Raw genomic sequence first — 14,966 nt, 5'->3', positions numbered from 1 at the left:
CAATCCCGTCATCGGGACGGCGCCGGGTCAGGCGTGACCGGCGGCCGAGGAGAGCACCTGCGGCGCGAAGCCGAGCTTCTTCACGGCCCGTTCGTACTTGCTCCCGACGTCCATGTCGAACAGGAGGTCGTGATCGGCGGCGCAGTGGAGCCATCCGTTGCCGGCGATCTCCGCCTCGAGCTGGCCGGGCGCCCACCCGGCATAGCCGAGCGCCAGGAGCGCCTGGCTGGGGCCCGACCCGTGCGCGATCGCGCGCAGGATCTCCACCGTCGCCGTGAGGCAGACGTCGTCGCCGGCGACCAGCGTCGCCTCCTTCAGCATGAAGTCGGAGGTGTGGAGGACGAAGCCGCGGCCGGTCTCCACCGGGCCGCCGTTGTGGACTGCGACGTTTCGCGCGGTGTCCGGCAGGCGGATGGCGCTGTCCTCCTCGACGACGCCCAGCTGGGTCAGGAGGTCGACGAACGAGACGTTCTTGGCCGGCTTGTTGACGATGATGCCCATGGCGCCCTCCTCCGAGTGGGCGCAGAGGAAGACGACCGCACGGTCGAACCGCTCGTCGCCCATCTGCGGCATCGCAATAAGGCACTGACCTTCCAGATACCCTTCCGTCCTATCCATGGGCCGCCTCCCAGAGCCACGCCACCACCAACGTAGCACACCAATTCGAGGCGTGTAGGCACGGTTCGTGCCGGGGGTGTCGTTTGCCGCAGCGGACACCTATACATCTGCGCAAACGCATCACGAGGAGACACCCTGATGACGATCGATGTCGGCTCCAACCTTCCCGAAGCGACTTTCAAGACGATGACCACGGACGGCCCGTCCGACGTGACGACCGAGGAGCTGACCAAAGGCCGGCGCGTGGTGATCTTCGGCGTGCCGGGTGCCTTCACGCCGACCTGCCACAACAACCACCTCCCCGGCTTCCTCACCGCCTACGACGACATCAAGGCCAAGGGGATCGACGAGATCGCCGTCGTCGCGGTCAACGACGTCTTCGTGATGAACGCCTGGTCGAAGTCGACCGAGGCGGGCACCAAGATCACCTTCCTCGCCGACGGTTCGGCCAACTTCACCCGCGCCGCCGGTCTCGACATCGACGCCTCGGGCTTCGGCATGGGCATTCGCTCCAAGCGCTACGCGATGCTCGTCGAGGACGGCGTGGTGAAGGTGCTCAACATCGAGGACGCGCCGGGCAAGGCCGTTGCCTCCAGCGCCGACGCGCTGCTGCCGAACCTTTGAGCCGGCGCCCCGCACCTCCCGGCACGTTGCAGGCGGTCTACGGCCCCGCCTCATCCGCCGAGACACGCGACTACTACGAGACCTGGGCGGCGGACTACGAGATCGACACCGTCGGCCAGGGCATTCGCATCCCGTACCTGGCGAGCGCTTTCCTCGCCCGGTACGCCGCGCCGGACGCGGGGCCAGTGCTCGACGCGGCGTGCGGCACCGGCGTCGTCGGCGATGCGTTGGCGCTCCTGGGCTACGGCCCGCTGACGGGGGTCGACCTGTCGCCTGCGATGCTGGCGCACGCCGAGGCGCGGGGGATCTACGCGGCGTTGACGGAGGGTGATCTCACCGCCCTCCCCTTCGCCGACGCCGACTTCGCCAACACCGCCTGCGTCGGCGCCTTCGGCCCCGGCCATGCGCCGCCCGAGAGCCTTGCCGAGCTGGTGCGGGTGACGGCGCCGGGCGGCTACGTCGTCTTCAACCTGCGGGCCGACACGTTCGAGGAGCAGGGCTTCCCCGCCGCGATCACGGCGCTGGCCGACGCCGGGCGCTGGCGGCAGGTGGCGCGGTCCGAGCCGTTCCGCGTCTATCTCCTCAACGACCTCGACCTGTCGGCGATCGTCTTCGTGTTCCAGGTCCTGTAGCGGCCCCACCTCACCGGTGGGGCGCGGCGGCGGCGGGCCGGGCGCCGACGCGGGCTTGACAGCGGCCGGCCTGGGCTTGACACGAGCGGGCAAATTCCCGTTCTGCCAACGATCCGGGTGCGATACGCCCCGCTCGTCCGCCAACCGTGGCGCGGATCTGCCGCGCCCGTCCAGAAAGCGCCCGAAATGTCCGATTCTGCCGCCGTGACCCGCGACTATTCCAAGACGCTGTTCCTGCCGCAGACCGACTTTCCCATGCGCGCGGGCCTTCCCAAGAAGGAGCCCGAGTGGCTGGCGAAGTGGAAGGAGATGGACCTCTACAAGCGCCTGCGCGAGGTGTCGGCCGGGCGCGAGAAGTTCATCCTGCACGACGGCCCGCCCTACGCCAACGGCAACATCCACATCGGCACGGCGCTCAACAAGATCCTCAAGGACTTCGTCGTCCGCTCGCACCAGATGCTGGGCTACGACGCCAACTACGTCCCCGGCTGGGACTGCCACGGCCTGCCGATCGAGTGGAAGGTCGAGGAGCAGTACCGCGCCAAGGGAAAGAACAAGGACGACGTGCCGATCGTCGACTTCCGGTCCGAGTGCCGCGACTATGCGCGCCACTGGGTCGGCGTGCAGCGCGAGGAGTTCGAGCGGCTGGGCGTGGTGGGCGACTTCCCGGTCGACTGGGACGACAACTTCTCCGCCGGGGTGCCGCTGTCGGGCCCGTACCTGACGATGAGCTACGCCGCCGAGGCGCAGATCGCCCGCGAGTTGATGACGTTCGCCTCCTCCGGCCAGCTCTACCGCGGCTCCAAGCCGGTGATGTGGTCGGTCGTGGAGCGCACCGCGCTCGCCGAGGCCGAGGTCGAGTATCACGACTACCAGTCCGACACGATCACCGTGGCGTTCCCGCTGACGCGGATCGAAACGGCCGACGTCAACGAGCCGTCGAGCCCGGTGTGCTTCGCGCCAGAGGTCGAAGGCGGCATGATCTCGCACGAGATGCCGATGGACGTCACCCACGCCGAGGCGCATTCCGCCGGCGGCCTGGAGGGGGCCTCGGTCGTCATCTGGACGACGACGCCCTGGACGATCCCCGGCAATCGCGCGGTCGCCTACGGCCCCGGCATCGCCTACGGGCTCTACACGGTGACCGAGGCGCCCGAGGAGAACTGGCTGAAGGCCGGAGCGCGGCTGGTGCTGGCCGACACGCTCGCCGACGAGGTGCTGACGTCCACCCGCGTCACCGCCTGGGAGCGGGTGCGCGACGTCACCGGCGCCGAGCTGTCCGGTTACCGCGCCGCCCACCCGCTCGCCGGGCACGAGAGCGGCGGCTATCGCTTCCCCGTCCCGATGCTGCCGGGCGACCATGTGACCGACGATGCCGGCACCGGCTTCGTCCACACCGCGCCGGGCCACGGCGTGGAGGACTTCGAGGTGTGGACCGCGCACAAGCGCGACCTCGACGCGGCGGGCATCCCGTCCGGCATCCCCTACACGGTGGGCGCCGACGGCCTCTACACCAAGGACGCGCCGGGGTTCGAGGGGCTCGCCGTGATCACCGACAAGGGTGACAAGGGCAAGGCCAACCAGGCGGTGATCGACGCGCTGGTCGCCGCCGGCGCCTTGATCGCCCGCGGGCGGCTGAAGCACCAGTACCCGCATTCCTGGCGCTCCAAGAAGCCGGTCATCTTCCGCAACACGCCGCAGTGGTTCATCGCCATGGACCAGGAGATCCCGGCGACCGAGCACGCGCCCGCCGGCGGCACCCTGCGCGAGCGCGCCGTGAGCGCGATCGACGCGACCCGCTTCGTGCCGCCCGCCGGCCGCAACCGCCTGCGCGGCATGATCGAGAACCGGCCCGACTGGGTGGTCTCGCGCCAGCGCGCCTGGGGCGTGCCGATCACCGTCTTCGTCCACGCCGAGACGGGCGAGATCCTGCGTGACGACGCGGTCGACGCCGCCATCGCGGAGGCCTTCGAGGCCGAGGGCGCCGACGCCTGGTTCGCCGAGGGCGCCAAGGAGCGCTTCCTCGCCGGCCACCGGGCGGACGAGTGGGAGATGGTGACCGACATCCTCGACGTCTGGTTCGATTCCGGCTCCACCCACGCCTTCTGCCTCGCCAAGCGCCCTGACCTGAAGTGGCCGGCCGACGTCTACCTCGAAGGCTCCGACCAGCACCGCGGCTGGTTCCACTCCTCGCTCCTGGAATCGTGCGGCACCCGCGGCCGCGCTCCCTACGAGACGGTCGTCACCCACGGCTTCACCATGGCCGAGGACGGGCGCAAGATGTCCAAGTCGCTGGGCAACACCATCGCCCCGCAGGACATCATCAAGCAGTACGGCGCCGACATCCTGCGCCTGTGGGTCGCCTCGCAGGACTATGCCGACGACCAGCGCATCGGCGCCGAGATCATGAAGGGCGTCGCCGACGCCTACCGCAAGCTGCGCAACTCCATCCGCTGGATGCTGGGAACGCTGGCGCACGACGACGGCGCCCCGGTCGACCTCACCACCGCGCCGGAGTTGGAGCGGCTGATGCTGCACCGCCTCGCCGTGCTCGACGGCGAAGTGAAGGACGCCTACCGCAACTTCGACTACGGCCACGTCGCCCACACGCTGATGACCTTCGCCAACGTCGAGCTGTCGGCCTTCTACTTCGACATCCGCAAGGACGCGCTCTACTGCGACGCGCCCTCCTCCGCCCGCCGGCGCGCCGCGCTCGCCGTCGTCGCCAAGCTGTTCGACGCGCTGGTGACGTGGCTGGCGCCGATCCTGCCGTTCACCATGGAGGAATCCTGGATGGCCCGCGGGCACAATGGCTCGGTGCACCTGGAAGGCTACTTCCAGGCCGACCCCGAGTGGCGCAACGACGCACTCGCCGCCCGCTGGGAGAAGGTGCGCCAGGTCCGCCGCGTCGTCACCGGCGCGCTGGAGGTGGAGCGGCGCGAGAAGCGGATCGGCTCCTCGCTGGAGGCCCACCCCGTCGTCACCATCGCGGACGACACGCTGCGCGCCGCGGTCGAGGCCGTGCACTTCGCGGACGTCGTCATCGCCTCCGCGGTGACGATCCGTGGCGGCGCACCGGAGGCGGACGCCTTCACGCTGCCCGAGGTTCCGGGCGTGTCGGTCAAGGTCGGGCTCGCCGAAGGGCGGCGCTGCGCCCGCTCGTGGAAGGTGCTGCCCGAGGTCGGCTCCGACCCTCGCTACCCGGACCTCTCGCCCCGCGACGCCGAGGCGATGGCCGAGATCGACGCCGCCGCCACGTGAGCGAGCCGCACATCGCGCCGCCGGCCGCCGGCGCCGCCTCGCCCGGTCCCGGCCGCGGCCGTCTCGCCGCGATCGTCCTCGCCCTCGCGGTGCTGATCGCCGACCAGGCGACCAAGCTCCTGGTCCTGGGGGTGGACTTCGCCGCCGGGCCGATCCGCGTCGCCCCCTTCGCCGACATCACCCTCGTGATGAACCGCGGCATCAGCTACGGTCTCTTCCAGCAGGACGGCATGGGGCGCTGGCTGCTGGTGGCGTTCACGATCGTCGCCAGCCTCGCGTTGGCGCTGTGGCTCTGGCGCGCCCGCCGGACCGTCACGCGGATCGCGATCGCGCTGATCCTGGGCGGCGCCGTCGGCAACCTGATCGACCGTGTGGTCTACGGCGCCGTGGTCGACTTCGTGCACCTGCACTGGGGCGACTGGTCGTGGTACATCTTCAACATCGCGGACGCCGCGATCGTCGTCGGCGTGGCGGTGCTCATCCTGGAAAGCCTCGTCCCCCGCGCTGACGGGTAGTTAACATTCACCTGACAGTGTTGCTGCAAAGCCTCAGACCGGGGCCGGCAGTGCGTGGGCGGTTGACTTGCGCGTATAGCTTCGCGATGGCTTTGGGTTGGTGGTGTATCCACCAGAATGTGGAGAGTCCCATGGTTCGTACCGCCCTCATCGCGGCAGCGCTCGCGGTCGGCCTGTCCGGCTGCAACACCGCCTACAACTACTTTGAGGAAGAGCCGGAGCAGAAGGGTCAGGTCCAGAACTCCACCGCGTTCGGCGCGCTCTTGACCATGGGCGGCATCACGCAGCAGACGGCCAGCGGGCGAGATTATACCCCCCGCGCCCCGTTGGCGATGCCGGGCACGAGCGACCTCCCCGCGCCGACCAAAGGCTCGGCCGCCGAGGACGCCGTCAATTTCCCCGAGGACCACGACGTCCGCAAATATCGCGAGGAGCAGGAGCTCTATGCCCGCGGCGCCGCGCTCGATGCCGCGGCCGAACAGCGCGGCGGCCGCTTCCTGCCCGGTGAGATCACCGACGGTCCGCAAGCCAAGCGCGCCTCCGGGACCGACGGTCTCTCTCTCGAGCGCGAGGCCGGCAACCGCCTCTCGCGCGAGGAGCTGAAGAACAGCCACAAGGGCCGCTCCAAGCCCCGCGGCATGTTGACCGAGGACGGCGCCGCCGCGCCGCGCATGTCGCTGGTGCATCCGCCGTCCGACTACCGCACCCCGGCCGAGACCGCGGCGCTGCCGGACAAGAAGGAAATCGAGAATTCCGAGTGGCTGACCGAGCAGCTCTACAAGACCCACGCGAAGGGACAGCCGTCGGACCGCATCGCGCCGCAGTGATCCGCCTTACCAAATCTTCAGTGGCGGTCGCGCCGCGGGGAGGATACCTCCCTGTCATGTTTGATGACAGGGTAGCCCCGCATGACGCTTCGTACGACCGTCGCCGCCCTCGCCGCCGCGACGCTGTTGTCGCTTCCAGCCAGGGCTGAACCGGTGGATCTCGGCAACGTCGCCATCGCGCCGGACACGTCGACCTTCACGCTCGACAACGGCCTCCAGGTCGTCGTGATCCCCGACCGCCGCGCCCCCATCGTGACGCACATGATCTGGTATCGGATCGGTTCGGCGGACGAGGCGCCCGGCAAGTCCGGCATCGCCCACTACCTCGAACACCTGATGTTCAAGGGGACCGAGGCGCACCCCGGCAACGCCTTCTCGTCCACGGTGTCGCGCCTGGGCGGGCGCGAGAACGCGTTTACCTCCAACGACTATACCGCCTACTTCCAGCAGGTCGCCAAGGAGCACCTGCCGCAGATGATGGCGTTCGAGGCCGACCGGATGCGCGGCCTGCAGCTGACCGAGGAGGTCTCCGCCCCCGAGCTTCAGGTGGTGCTGGAGGAGCGGCGCATGCGCGTCGACACGCAGCCCTCGGCAGAGCTGGGCGAGGCGGTCGATGCGGCGCTCTACGTGAACCACCCCTACGGCGATCCGGTGATCGGCTGGGCCGACGAGGTCGCGAACCTCACCTTCGAGGACGCGATCAACTTCTACCACGATTTCTACCGCCCCGGCGCCGCCGTCCTGGTGATCGCCGGTGACGTGACGGAGGACGAGATCCGCCGGCTCGCGGCCGACACCTACGGCGCGATCGCCGACGATGCCGGCCCGTTCGTGCGCTCGCGCCCCCCGGTGCAGAAGCTGCGCGCCGACCGTCTGGTCGAGCTGCGCGACCCGCGGGTCACGCAGGAGACGACGCAGGTCTCCTGGGTGGTCCCCAGCTACAACACCGCCGAACCCGGCGAGGCCGAGGCGCTCGACGTCCTGGCCGAAGTGCTGGGCGGCAACAACACCAGCCGCCTCTACACCGCACTGGTGCGCAACGAGGGGCTCGCGACCTCCGCCGGCTCCTGGTACCAGTCCAGCGCCTACGACGACACGCGCTTCGTCGTCTACGCGACGCCGACCGACGGGTCCGACCTCGCCGCCATCGAGGACCGCGCCAAGGCGATCGTCGCCGACATCGCGCGGGACGGCATCTCCGAGGAGGAGCTGTCGCGGGCGAAGACCAACCTGCTCTCCTCGGTGATCTTCGCGCAGGACAACCAGTCCTCGCTGGCCCGCATCTTCGGCGCCGCGATCACCACCGGGTCCACCGTGGACGACATCAAGGCCTGGCCCTCGCACATCTCCAAGGTGACCGCGGCCGACGTGCAGAAGGCCGCGCAGACCTACATCGACGGTAAGGCCGCCGTGACCGGCCGCCTCCTGGAGGCGCCGGACGAGGAGGCCTCGCAAAAGGCCGAAGCCACCACCGCCGTCCCCGCCGACGCCGCCGTCGTGCAGTAAGGAAACGATCCGATGCGTATCCTGACCAGCACCCTCGCGGCCATCGGCCTCCTGACAGCGACCATTGGGAGCGCGAGCGCCATCGATATTCAAGAAGTGACCAGCCCTGGTGGCATCAAAGCCTGGCTCGTCTCCGACGATACGGTGCCGCTCGTCGCCGTCGACTTCGCCTTCGCCGGCGCCGGCAGCGCGCAGGACCCGGAGGACAAGACCGGCCGCGCCAGCCTCCTGTCGTCGATGCTCGACGAAGGCGCCGCCGACTACGACAGCGTCGCCTTCCAGACCGCCCTGCGCGACAGCGCCGTGCGCATCTCGTTCGATCCCAGCCGCGACCACTTCTACGGCGACATGCAGGTGATCTCGGCCAACCTGGAGCGCGGCTTCGACCTCCTGTCGCTCGCCGTGACCCAGCCGCGGTTCGACGAGGAGGCGCTCGGCCGCATGAAGGCGGCGCTGATCGCCAACCTGCGCCGCGAGCTGAACGACCCCGACACCATCGCCGGCCGCCTCTGGGCCGAGACCGCCTTCCCCGGCCACCCCTACGGCCGCCCGGCCAACGGCACGCCCGAGAGCCTCGGCACCATGACGCGGGACGATCTCGTCGCCGCGCAGCAGACCTTCGGCAAGGACAACCTGATGGTCGCCGTCGTCGGCGACATCGACGCCGCGACGCTCGGCCCGCTGCTCGACCGCGCCTTCGGCGACCTGCCCGACACCGCCGCCATCACCCCGGTGGCCGACATCGAGGCCGCGACCGGCCAGACCGCCAACGTCGCGATCCCGACGCCGCAGACCTCGATCCGCTTCGGCGGCCCCGGCATTCCCCGGCACGACGACGACTTCGTCCCCGCCTACGTGATGAACCACATCCTCGGCGGCGGCGCGTTCTCGTCCTGGCTGTTCGAGGAGGTGCGCGAGAAGCGCGGTCTCGCCTACTCGGTCTATTCCTACGTGGTTCCGTTCGACCATGCCGCGGTCTTCGGCGGCGGCACGGCGACGCGCAACGAGAAGGCGATGGAGGCCGTCGAGGTCATCCTGCAGCAGCTCGAGCGCATGGCCGAGGACGGCCCCACCGAGGCCGAGCTCGACGACGCGAAGGCCTACCTCACCGGCTCCTACGCGCTGCGTTTCGGCTCCTCCAACTCCACCGCGCGCCAGCTCCTGGCGATCCAGCTCGAGTTCCTCGGCCTCGACTACATCGACACCCGCAACGCGATGATCGAGGCGGTGACACTGCAGGACGTGCGGCGGGCGGCCGGGCGGATCCTGGGCGAGGGCAAGCCCACGGTCGCCGTCGTCGGCGCCCCGGCCGGCTAAAGGTCTCGACAGCGTTCCGCGGGTTGACCTATTGAAAGATCGGCCCGCGGTGCGAACACCCATGGATGACGAAGACCAAACCGAACTCCTGGCAAGACTGCAGATGCTGAGAGAGCAGCATCGCGACCTCGACTCTGCGGTCGAGGCGTTGGAGGCTGCCGGCTCCACCGACCTCTTGCAGATCAAGCGCCTGAAGAAGCGCAAGCTCCAGTTGAAGGACGAGATCCGCCACGTGGCCGACAAGATCCTCCCGGACATCATCGCGTGACCGATCGGTCGGCCACCGCCCGCGCGGCGCCGGTCGCCGTCATCATGGGCTCCCAGTCGGACTGGGTGACCATGCGCGGCGCCGCCTCGACGCTGGGCGAACTGGGGATCGACCACGACGCGCTGATCGTCTCCGCCCACCGCACCCCCAAGCGCCTCTACGATTTCGCCGAGACGGCGGCGGCGCGCGGCGTGCGTGTCGTCATCGCCGGCGCGGGCGGGGCGGCGCATCTGCCGGGCATGGTCGCGGCGATCACACCGCTTCCGGTGTTCGGCGTGCCGGTTGAGAGCAAGGCGCTGTCGGGCTGGGACAGCCTGCTGTCGATCGTGCAGATGCCCGCCGGCATCCCGGTCGGCACCCTGGCGATCGGCCGCGCGGGGGCGATCAACGCCGCCCTCCTCGCCGCGTCCGTCCTCGCTCTCGACGACCCGGCGCTGGCCGAGCGGCTGACCGCCTGGCGCGCCGCCCGCACCGCCTCGGTCGCCGAGCATCCGGCGGACGACGCGTGATCCTCACCCCCGGCGCCACGATCGGCGTTCTCGGCGGCGGGCAGCTGGGGCGCATGCTCGCCACCGCCGCCGCCGAACTCGGCTTCACGGTCCATATCTTCTGCCCCGACGCGGACCCGCCCGCGGCCGCCGTCGCCGCCGCGACCACCATCGCCGCCTGGGAGGACGAGGCCGCGCTCGCCGCCTTCGCCGCCGCGGTCGACGTCGTCACCTACGAGTTCGAGAATGTCCCCGTCGCGGCCGTCCGCCCCCTCGGCGACAAGGTCCGCCCCGGTCCGCTCGCGCTCGAGGTCGCGCAGGACCGCCTCGCCGAAAAAGCCTTCCTGGCCGAATGCGGCCTGCCCGTCGCCCCCCACCGCGACGTGGCATCTCCCGGTGACATCGCCGCCGCGCTGGAGGCGCTCGGGGGGCACGCCATCCTGAAGACGCGGCGCATGGGCTACGACGGCAAGGGTCAGGTCCGCCTGACGCCCGGCGCGGACGTCGCGGCCGCGTTCACCGCCATCGGCGAGGTGCCCGCGATCGTCGAGGCGCTGGTGCCGTTCCAGGCCGAGACGTCGACCGTCTTGGCCCGCGGCGCCGATGGCGGCATCGCCGCGTACGCCGCCCCCGCCAACGAGCACGCCGAGGGGATCCTGCGCCGCTCCACCGTCCCCGGCCCGCTGGCGGCGGGGCTGGAGGCGGAGGCGCAGCGCCTGACCGCGGACGTCGCCGCCGCGCTCGGCTATGTCGGCGTGATGGCGATCGAGTGGTTCGTGACCGGCGAGACGGCCCGCCCGCTGATCGCCAACGAGATGGCCCCCCGCGTCCACAACACCGGCCACTGGACGCAGGACGCCGCGCTGACGAGCCAGTTCGAGAATCATATCCGCGCCATCGCCGGTTGGCCGCTGGGTGCGACCACGCGCACCGCCGACGCCACGATGGTCAATCTGATCGGCCATGATGCGGATGATTGGCGCGCCCATCTGGACATGGAGGGGGCCAAGCTCCACCTCTATGGCAAGCGAGACACACGGCCCGGTCGCAAGATGGGGCACGTGAACGTGGTGCGCCGCGGTGTAGACTTTCGCCTCGGCGGCTGATATCGGACAGCCTTCGCGCGTGATGCTGGGTTGGTGGCTCTCCTGGGGGAGCGACCCGGCTATCTGCGCGCTTTGGCGTTGGGAGAGGCCTCATCGCCCGGCACGACGGTGCAGCCGAAATGCGCCGTGCAACAGAAGGAAGACGGCCAAGTGCAGGTTCTGGTTCGGGACAACAACGTCGATCAGGCGCTGAAGGCGCTGAAGAAGAAGATGCAGCGTGAAGGCATCTTCCGTGAAATGAAGATGCGCAATCATTACGAGAAGCCCTCCGAGCGCAAGGCGCGCGAGAAGGCCGAGGCGGTCCGCCGCGCCCGTAAGCTTGCACGCAAGCGCGCACAGCGCGAAGGTCTCCTCCCGGGCAAGAAGCGCAGCTGAGTTCGGCCCAGCCGCGCGATTCGGCGTGTGGTGGAGTAGTATGGCGCGTATAGTTTCCCGAACGATCCCGTTGGCACCGGTCGCCTCCGTCATGGTGGCTGCCTTCCTGGGCGGCTGCGTCATCGACGACGCCATGACGACACCGGGCCGGCTGATCGACCCGGCCTCCGGCTCGCCGACGAACATCGCGTCGCTGACGGCCGTGGTCGAATCGAACCCGGGCGACGCCAGCGCCTACAACATGCGCGGGACGGCCTTCGGGCGCGGCAACAAGCTGCGCGAGGCCCTCGAGGATTTCGATCGCGCGATCGAGATCAATCCGCAGTATTACCAGGCCTACGCCAACCGGGCCCTGGTGTACCGCCGCATGGACAACCTGAACGCCGCGCTGAACGATTACAATTCCGCGCTGCGCATCAACCCGACCTACGACACGGCGCTCGTCGGTCGCGGCAACATCTATCGCCTGCAGAACCAGAGCGATCGCGCGTTGGAAGACTACAATGCCGCGATCCGGGCCAACTCGGGCGATCCGCGCGCGTACCACAACCGCGCGCTGGTCTATCAGTCGCAGGACCTGCACGCCTTCGCGGTCGAAGACTTCGGTATCGCCATCGGCCTCGATCCGCAGGCGCCCGAGCCGTACAACGGCCGCGGCGTGTCGTACCTGGCGACCGGCGACGTCGAGGCGGCGTTGCAGGACTTCAACCAGGCGCTCCAGATCGACAAGCAATACGCCGACGCTTGGAGCAACCGCGGCCTGGCGCTGGAGTACCAGGGCGACAGCAACAAGGCCCGCGCCGCGTACAATCGCGCGCTGCAGCTGCGCCCCAACTACGCGCCGGCCAAGGAAGGCATGGCCCGCATCGACGCCGGGCAGCCCCCCGTCCGCTGAGCGGCGCCGCACGCCCCAGCGCCGCCGACCACCTGTTTTCCCCCGGGAGCCTCGCGCTCTCGGCGCGTCAGCCCGGCACGAGGCGACGGTAGAGGTGCCATGTCGCATGCCCGAAGAGCGGCAGCGCGACGAGGAAGCCCAGGAAGGCCGGCGCCGCGGCGAGCGCCATCACGATGCCGATGAGTGCCGCCCAGGACAGCATCACCACCGGACGCCCCAGCACCGCCTTGAACGAGGTGATGATGGCGGTCGCGATGTCGGCGTCGTGGTCGAGCAGGAACGGGAACGACAGCGCCGAAAGGCAATAGGCGACGAGGCCGAACCCCGCCCCCACCACATGCCCCCAGAACAGGAAGAGAAGCCCGCGCTCGGTGGTGACGAGCTCGGGCAGCATTTCCAGGAACGGCGGCGCGTCGAAACCGTAGTAGATGGCGTAGATGAAGACCGCGGCGCGGCTCCAGACGCCGAGCCACAGGACCAGCACCAGGCCGAGGATCATGAGCGAGCGGCGCGCCGTGCCGGCGACGATGGCGGCCGCGTTGACGAGGTCGAACGGGAGCCCCAGGCTGCGGCGGCGGCTGATCTCGTAAAGGATGGTGGCGGCGAAGGGGGCGACCATGACGAAGCCGCCCAGCAGCGGAAAGGTCAGCCCGTCGAGCGTGGCGGAGTCGGCGACGGCGACCAGCGCCCAGCCGAACGCGGCATAGACGATCCCGACGCCGAGGCCGAAGAGTGGCGCCGCGAGGAAGTCGCCCCACCCAGCCGCGAGCGCGGCGCGCAGGTCGGCGAAGGTCGCGGCGCGGACGGCCGGCACCCCTCGCGCCTCACGCCACGGGCCGCTGTCCGCGCCCGGCCCCGCGCCGGTCGTCTCGTTCATCGTCGCAGCCCCCGCCTCGCCTCGCTCCGACCGATATTCCGTTCAGTCGGCACCGAGAGGCAAGCGGCGGGTGACGCCGAAGGGCGAGGGCCGCGACGCCGCGGCCCCCGCCGGTGTCAGGCGACGTCGCGCAGGGCGACGTGCGGCGGCTGCACAGCCTTGGCATAATCCTCGATCAGCGCCTTGGTGATCGCGCCGGGGACGAACCGGTAGGGCCCGATCTCGCCGACCGGCGTGACCTCGGCGGCCGTGCCGGTGAGGAAGCACTCCTCGAAGCCCTCCAGCTCCTCCGGCATGATCGTGCGCTGGTTCACCTCGATGCCGCGCTCGCGGGCGAGGCGGATCACGGTGCGGCGGGTGATACCGTCGAGGAAGCAGTCCGGCGTCGGCGTGTGGATCGCCCCGTCCTTGACGAAGAAGATGTTGGCGCCGGTCGCCTCGGCGACGTGGCCGCGCCAGTCGAACATCAGCGCGTCGGCATAGCCCTTCGACTCGGCCGCATGCTTGGACAGCGTGCAGATCATGTAGAGGCCGGCCGCCTTGGCGTGGCACGGGATGGTGCGCGGATCGGGCCGGCGCCAGTCCGAGATGTCGAGGCGGATGCCCTTCTCGCGGGCGGCGGGGTCGAAGTAGGACGGCCAGGCCCAGCAGGCGATCGCCATGTGGATGGTGTTCTTCTGCGCTGAGACGCCCATCATCTCCGAGCCGCGCCACGCGATCGGGCGCAGGTAGGCGTCGGTCAGGCCCATGCGGGCGAGCGTTTCACGTTTGGCCGCGTTAATGGCTTCCTTGCTAAATGGAAGGACCATGCCCATGGCGTCGGCGGACGTGAAGAGACGGTTGGTATGCGCCTCGCACTCGAAAATCTCGCCACCGTAGGCGCGTTCCCCCTCGAATACGGCGCTCGCGTAGTGCAGACCGTGCGAAAGGACATGCAGCTTTGCGTCTTGCCAGGGCACGAACGCGCCATCCAGCCAGATGTCACCTTCATGCTGATCGAAAGGAACTGCCATTTTTTTATCTCCGATGGCGCATGTTTCGCCTGTTGCAGCGCGGGCGCATGAAACAACCCGTCCGCGCAATATTATTTCTCAAACCCTTATCTCCACGACAGATTAGCGCGCTTGAGAGAGCCGCTAGGTATGCGAAGTGTCGCAAAACGTCAATATGGTTGACCTGAAAAAACTCGAGCAAACCGACCCCGACCTCGCGCTTGCCCTGATCGAAGGCATGTTCTTCGGCTATCGGGACTTCGTCGGGATCGCCGACGAGCGCCTCGCGCAGATGGGGTACGGCCGTGCCCACCACCGGGTGCTGCACTTCGTCGACCGGCATCCGGACCTCACCGTCGGCGAGCTCTTGGCGATCCTCAAGGTCACCAAGCAGGGGGTCTCGCGCGTGCTGAAGCAGCTCGTCGATGACGGGCTGATCGAGGTGCGCCCCGGTCGGCACGACCGCCGCGAGAAGCGCCTGACGACGACGGCGGCCGGTCACGCGCTCGCGCGCGAGGTGGTGGACATCCAGTCGGCCCGGATCCGCCATGCGATCGACGCGGCGGGGCCGGGCGCGACGAAGACGGTCTTTGCGTTTCTGGCCGCTCTCGTGGACGATGACGACCGGGCGGCGGTGATGCGCCGGATCGAAGGCGGACGGTAGG

General features: G+C 69.5%; 16 protein-coding genes. 13 read left to right on the top strand and 3 right to left on the bottom strand.

All coding sequences use genetic code 11. The annotated features are described in order from the left end of the window. Positions 1-27: 27 nt before the first annotated feature. Positions 28-618 carry a YqgE/AlgH family protein gene (locus tag MRB58_RS16100; RefSeq protein WP_244778131.1) on the bottom strand — a complete coding sequence of 197 codons (591 nt, stop codon included), beginning with the start codon at positions 616-618 and terminating at the stop codon, positions 28-30. A gap of 138 nt (positions 619-756) precedes the next feature. Here MRB58_RS16100 and MRB58_RS16095 point away from each other — a divergent pair, with 138 nt between their 5' ends. The 12 genes from MRB58_RS16095 to MRB58_RS16040 all read left to right on the top strand — a co-directional run bounded on the left by MRB58_RS16095 (position 757) and on the right by MRB58_RS16040 (position 12,432). Then, on the top strand, positions 757-1,242 hold the full coding sequence (locus MRB58_RS16095; RefSeq protein ID WP_244778130.1) for a peroxiredoxin: 486 nt from the start codon (positions 757-759) through the stop codon (positions 1,240-1,242). Then, a complete protein-coding gene (locus MRB58_RS16090) occupies positions 1,239-1,874 on the top strand; it encodes a class I SAM-dependent methyltransferase (protein WP_244778129.1) in 636 nt (211 codons plus the stop codon). Before MRB58_RS16095 ends, MRB58_RS16090 begins: the two co-directional genes overlap by 4 nt. A gap of 186 nt (positions 1,875-2,060) precedes the next feature. Continuing rightward, positions 2,061-5,135 carry an isoleucine--tRNA ligase gene (gene ileS / locus MRB58_RS16085; protein ID WP_244778128.1) on the top strand — a complete coding sequence of 1,025 codons (3,075 nt, stop codon included), beginning with the start codon at positions 2,061-2,063 and terminating at the stop codon, positions 5,133-5,135. 11 nt (positions 5,136-5,146) lie between these two features. Then, a complete protein-coding gene (gene lspA, locus MRB58_RS16080; protein ID WP_244782012.1) occupies positions 5,147-5,650 on the top strand; it encodes a signal peptidase II in 504 nt (167 codons plus the stop codon). A 131-nt stretch (positions 5,651-5,781) separates the two neighbouring features. Beyond that, positions 5,782-6,477: a hypothetical protein gene (locus MRB58_RS16075; RefSeq protein WP_244778127.1), complete on the top strand. Its 696-nt coding sequence runs from the start codon at positions 5,782-5,784 to the stop codon at positions 6,475-6,477. An 81-nt stretch (positions 6,478-6,558) separates the two neighbouring features. After that, positions 6,559-7,983 (top strand): pitrilysin family protein, encoded by a 1,425-nt coding sequence (locus tag MRB58_RS16070; protein WP_244778126.1) that lies wholly within the window; start codon positions 6,559-6,561, stop codon positions 7,981-7,983. A 12-nt stretch (positions 7,984-7,995) separates the two neighbouring features. Beyond that, a complete protein-coding gene (locus MRB58_RS16065) occupies positions 7,996-9,300 on the top strand; it encodes a pitrilysin family protein (RefSeq protein WP_244778125.1) in 1,305 nt (434 codons plus the stop codon). Between the two features lie 61 nt (positions 9,301-9,361). Beyond that, the gene (locus tag MRB58_RS16060) at positions 9,362-9,568 is read left to right on the top strand and encodes a YdcH family protein (RefSeq protein ID WP_244778124.1); all 207 of its coding nucleotides are present in this window, start codon (positions 9,362-9,364) and stop codon (positions 9,566-9,568) included. A gap of 44 nt (positions 9,569-9,612) precedes the next feature. Then, positions 9,613-10,077 (top strand): 5-(carboxyamino)imidazole ribonucleotide mutase, encoded by a 465-nt coding sequence (gene purE / locus MRB58_RS16055; protein WP_244782011.1) that lies wholly within the window; start codon positions 9,613-9,615, stop codon positions 10,075-10,077. Beyond that, a complete protein-coding gene (locus tag MRB58_RS16050) occupies positions 10,074-11,162 on the top strand; it encodes a 5-(carboxyamino)imidazole ribonucleotide synthase (RefSeq protein ID WP_371747189.1) in 1,089 nt (362 codons plus the stop codon). Before purE ends, MRB58_RS16050 begins: the two co-directional genes overlap by 4 nt. A gap of 150 nt (positions 11,163-11,312) precedes the next feature. Then, positions 11,313-11,537, top strand: a complete 225-nt coding sequence (rpsU, locus tag MRB58_RS16045; RefSeq protein ID WP_075219855.1) for a 30S ribosomal protein S21 — start codon at positions 11,313-11,315, stop codon at positions 11,535-11,537. Positions 11,538-11,607: 70 nt separating this feature from the next. Next, positions 11,608-12,432 (top strand): tetratricopeptide repeat protein, encoded by an 825-nt coding sequence (locus MRB58_RS16040; protein ID WP_244778123.1) that lies wholly within the window; start codon positions 11,608-11,610, stop codon positions 12,430-12,432. A 67-nt stretch (positions 12,433-12,499) separates the two neighbouring features. On the opposite strand, the gene MRB58_RS16035 is transcribed toward MRB58_RS16040, so the two are convergent. Then, the gene (locus MRB58_RS16035) at positions 12,500-13,309 is read right to left on the bottom strand and encodes a DUF2189 domain-containing protein (RefSeq protein WP_244778122.1); all 810 of its coding nucleotides are present in this window, start codon (positions 13,307-13,309) and stop codon (positions 12,500-12,502) included. Between the two features lie 116 nt (positions 13,310-13,425). After that, positions 13,426-14,322 carry a branched-chain amino acid aminotransferase gene (locus tag MRB58_RS16030; RefSeq protein ID WP_244778121.1) on the bottom strand — a complete coding sequence of 299 codons (897 nt, stop codon included), beginning with the start codon at positions 14,320-14,322 and terminating at the stop codon, positions 13,426-13,428. Positions 14,323-14,458: 136 nt separating this feature from the next. On the opposite strand from MRB58_RS16030, the gene MRB58_RS16025 reads away from it, so the two are divergent. Continuing rightward, on the top strand, positions 14,459-14,965 hold the full coding sequence (locus MRB58_RS16025; RefSeq protein WP_244778120.1) for a MarR family winged helix-turn-helix transcriptional regulator: 507 nt from the start codon (positions 14,459-14,461) through the stop codon (positions 14,963-14,965). The last annotated feature ends 1 nt before the right edge of the window (position 14,966 follow it).

This window comes from Acuticoccus sp. I52.16.1, assembly GCF_022865125.1.
Classification (GTDB): Bacteria; Pseudomonadota; Alphaproteobacteria; order Rhizobiales; family Amorphaceae; genus Acuticoccus.
The sequence above is the reverse complement of the archived record's forward strand: the minus strand, read 5'-3'. Positions and strand labels throughout refer to the sequence as shown.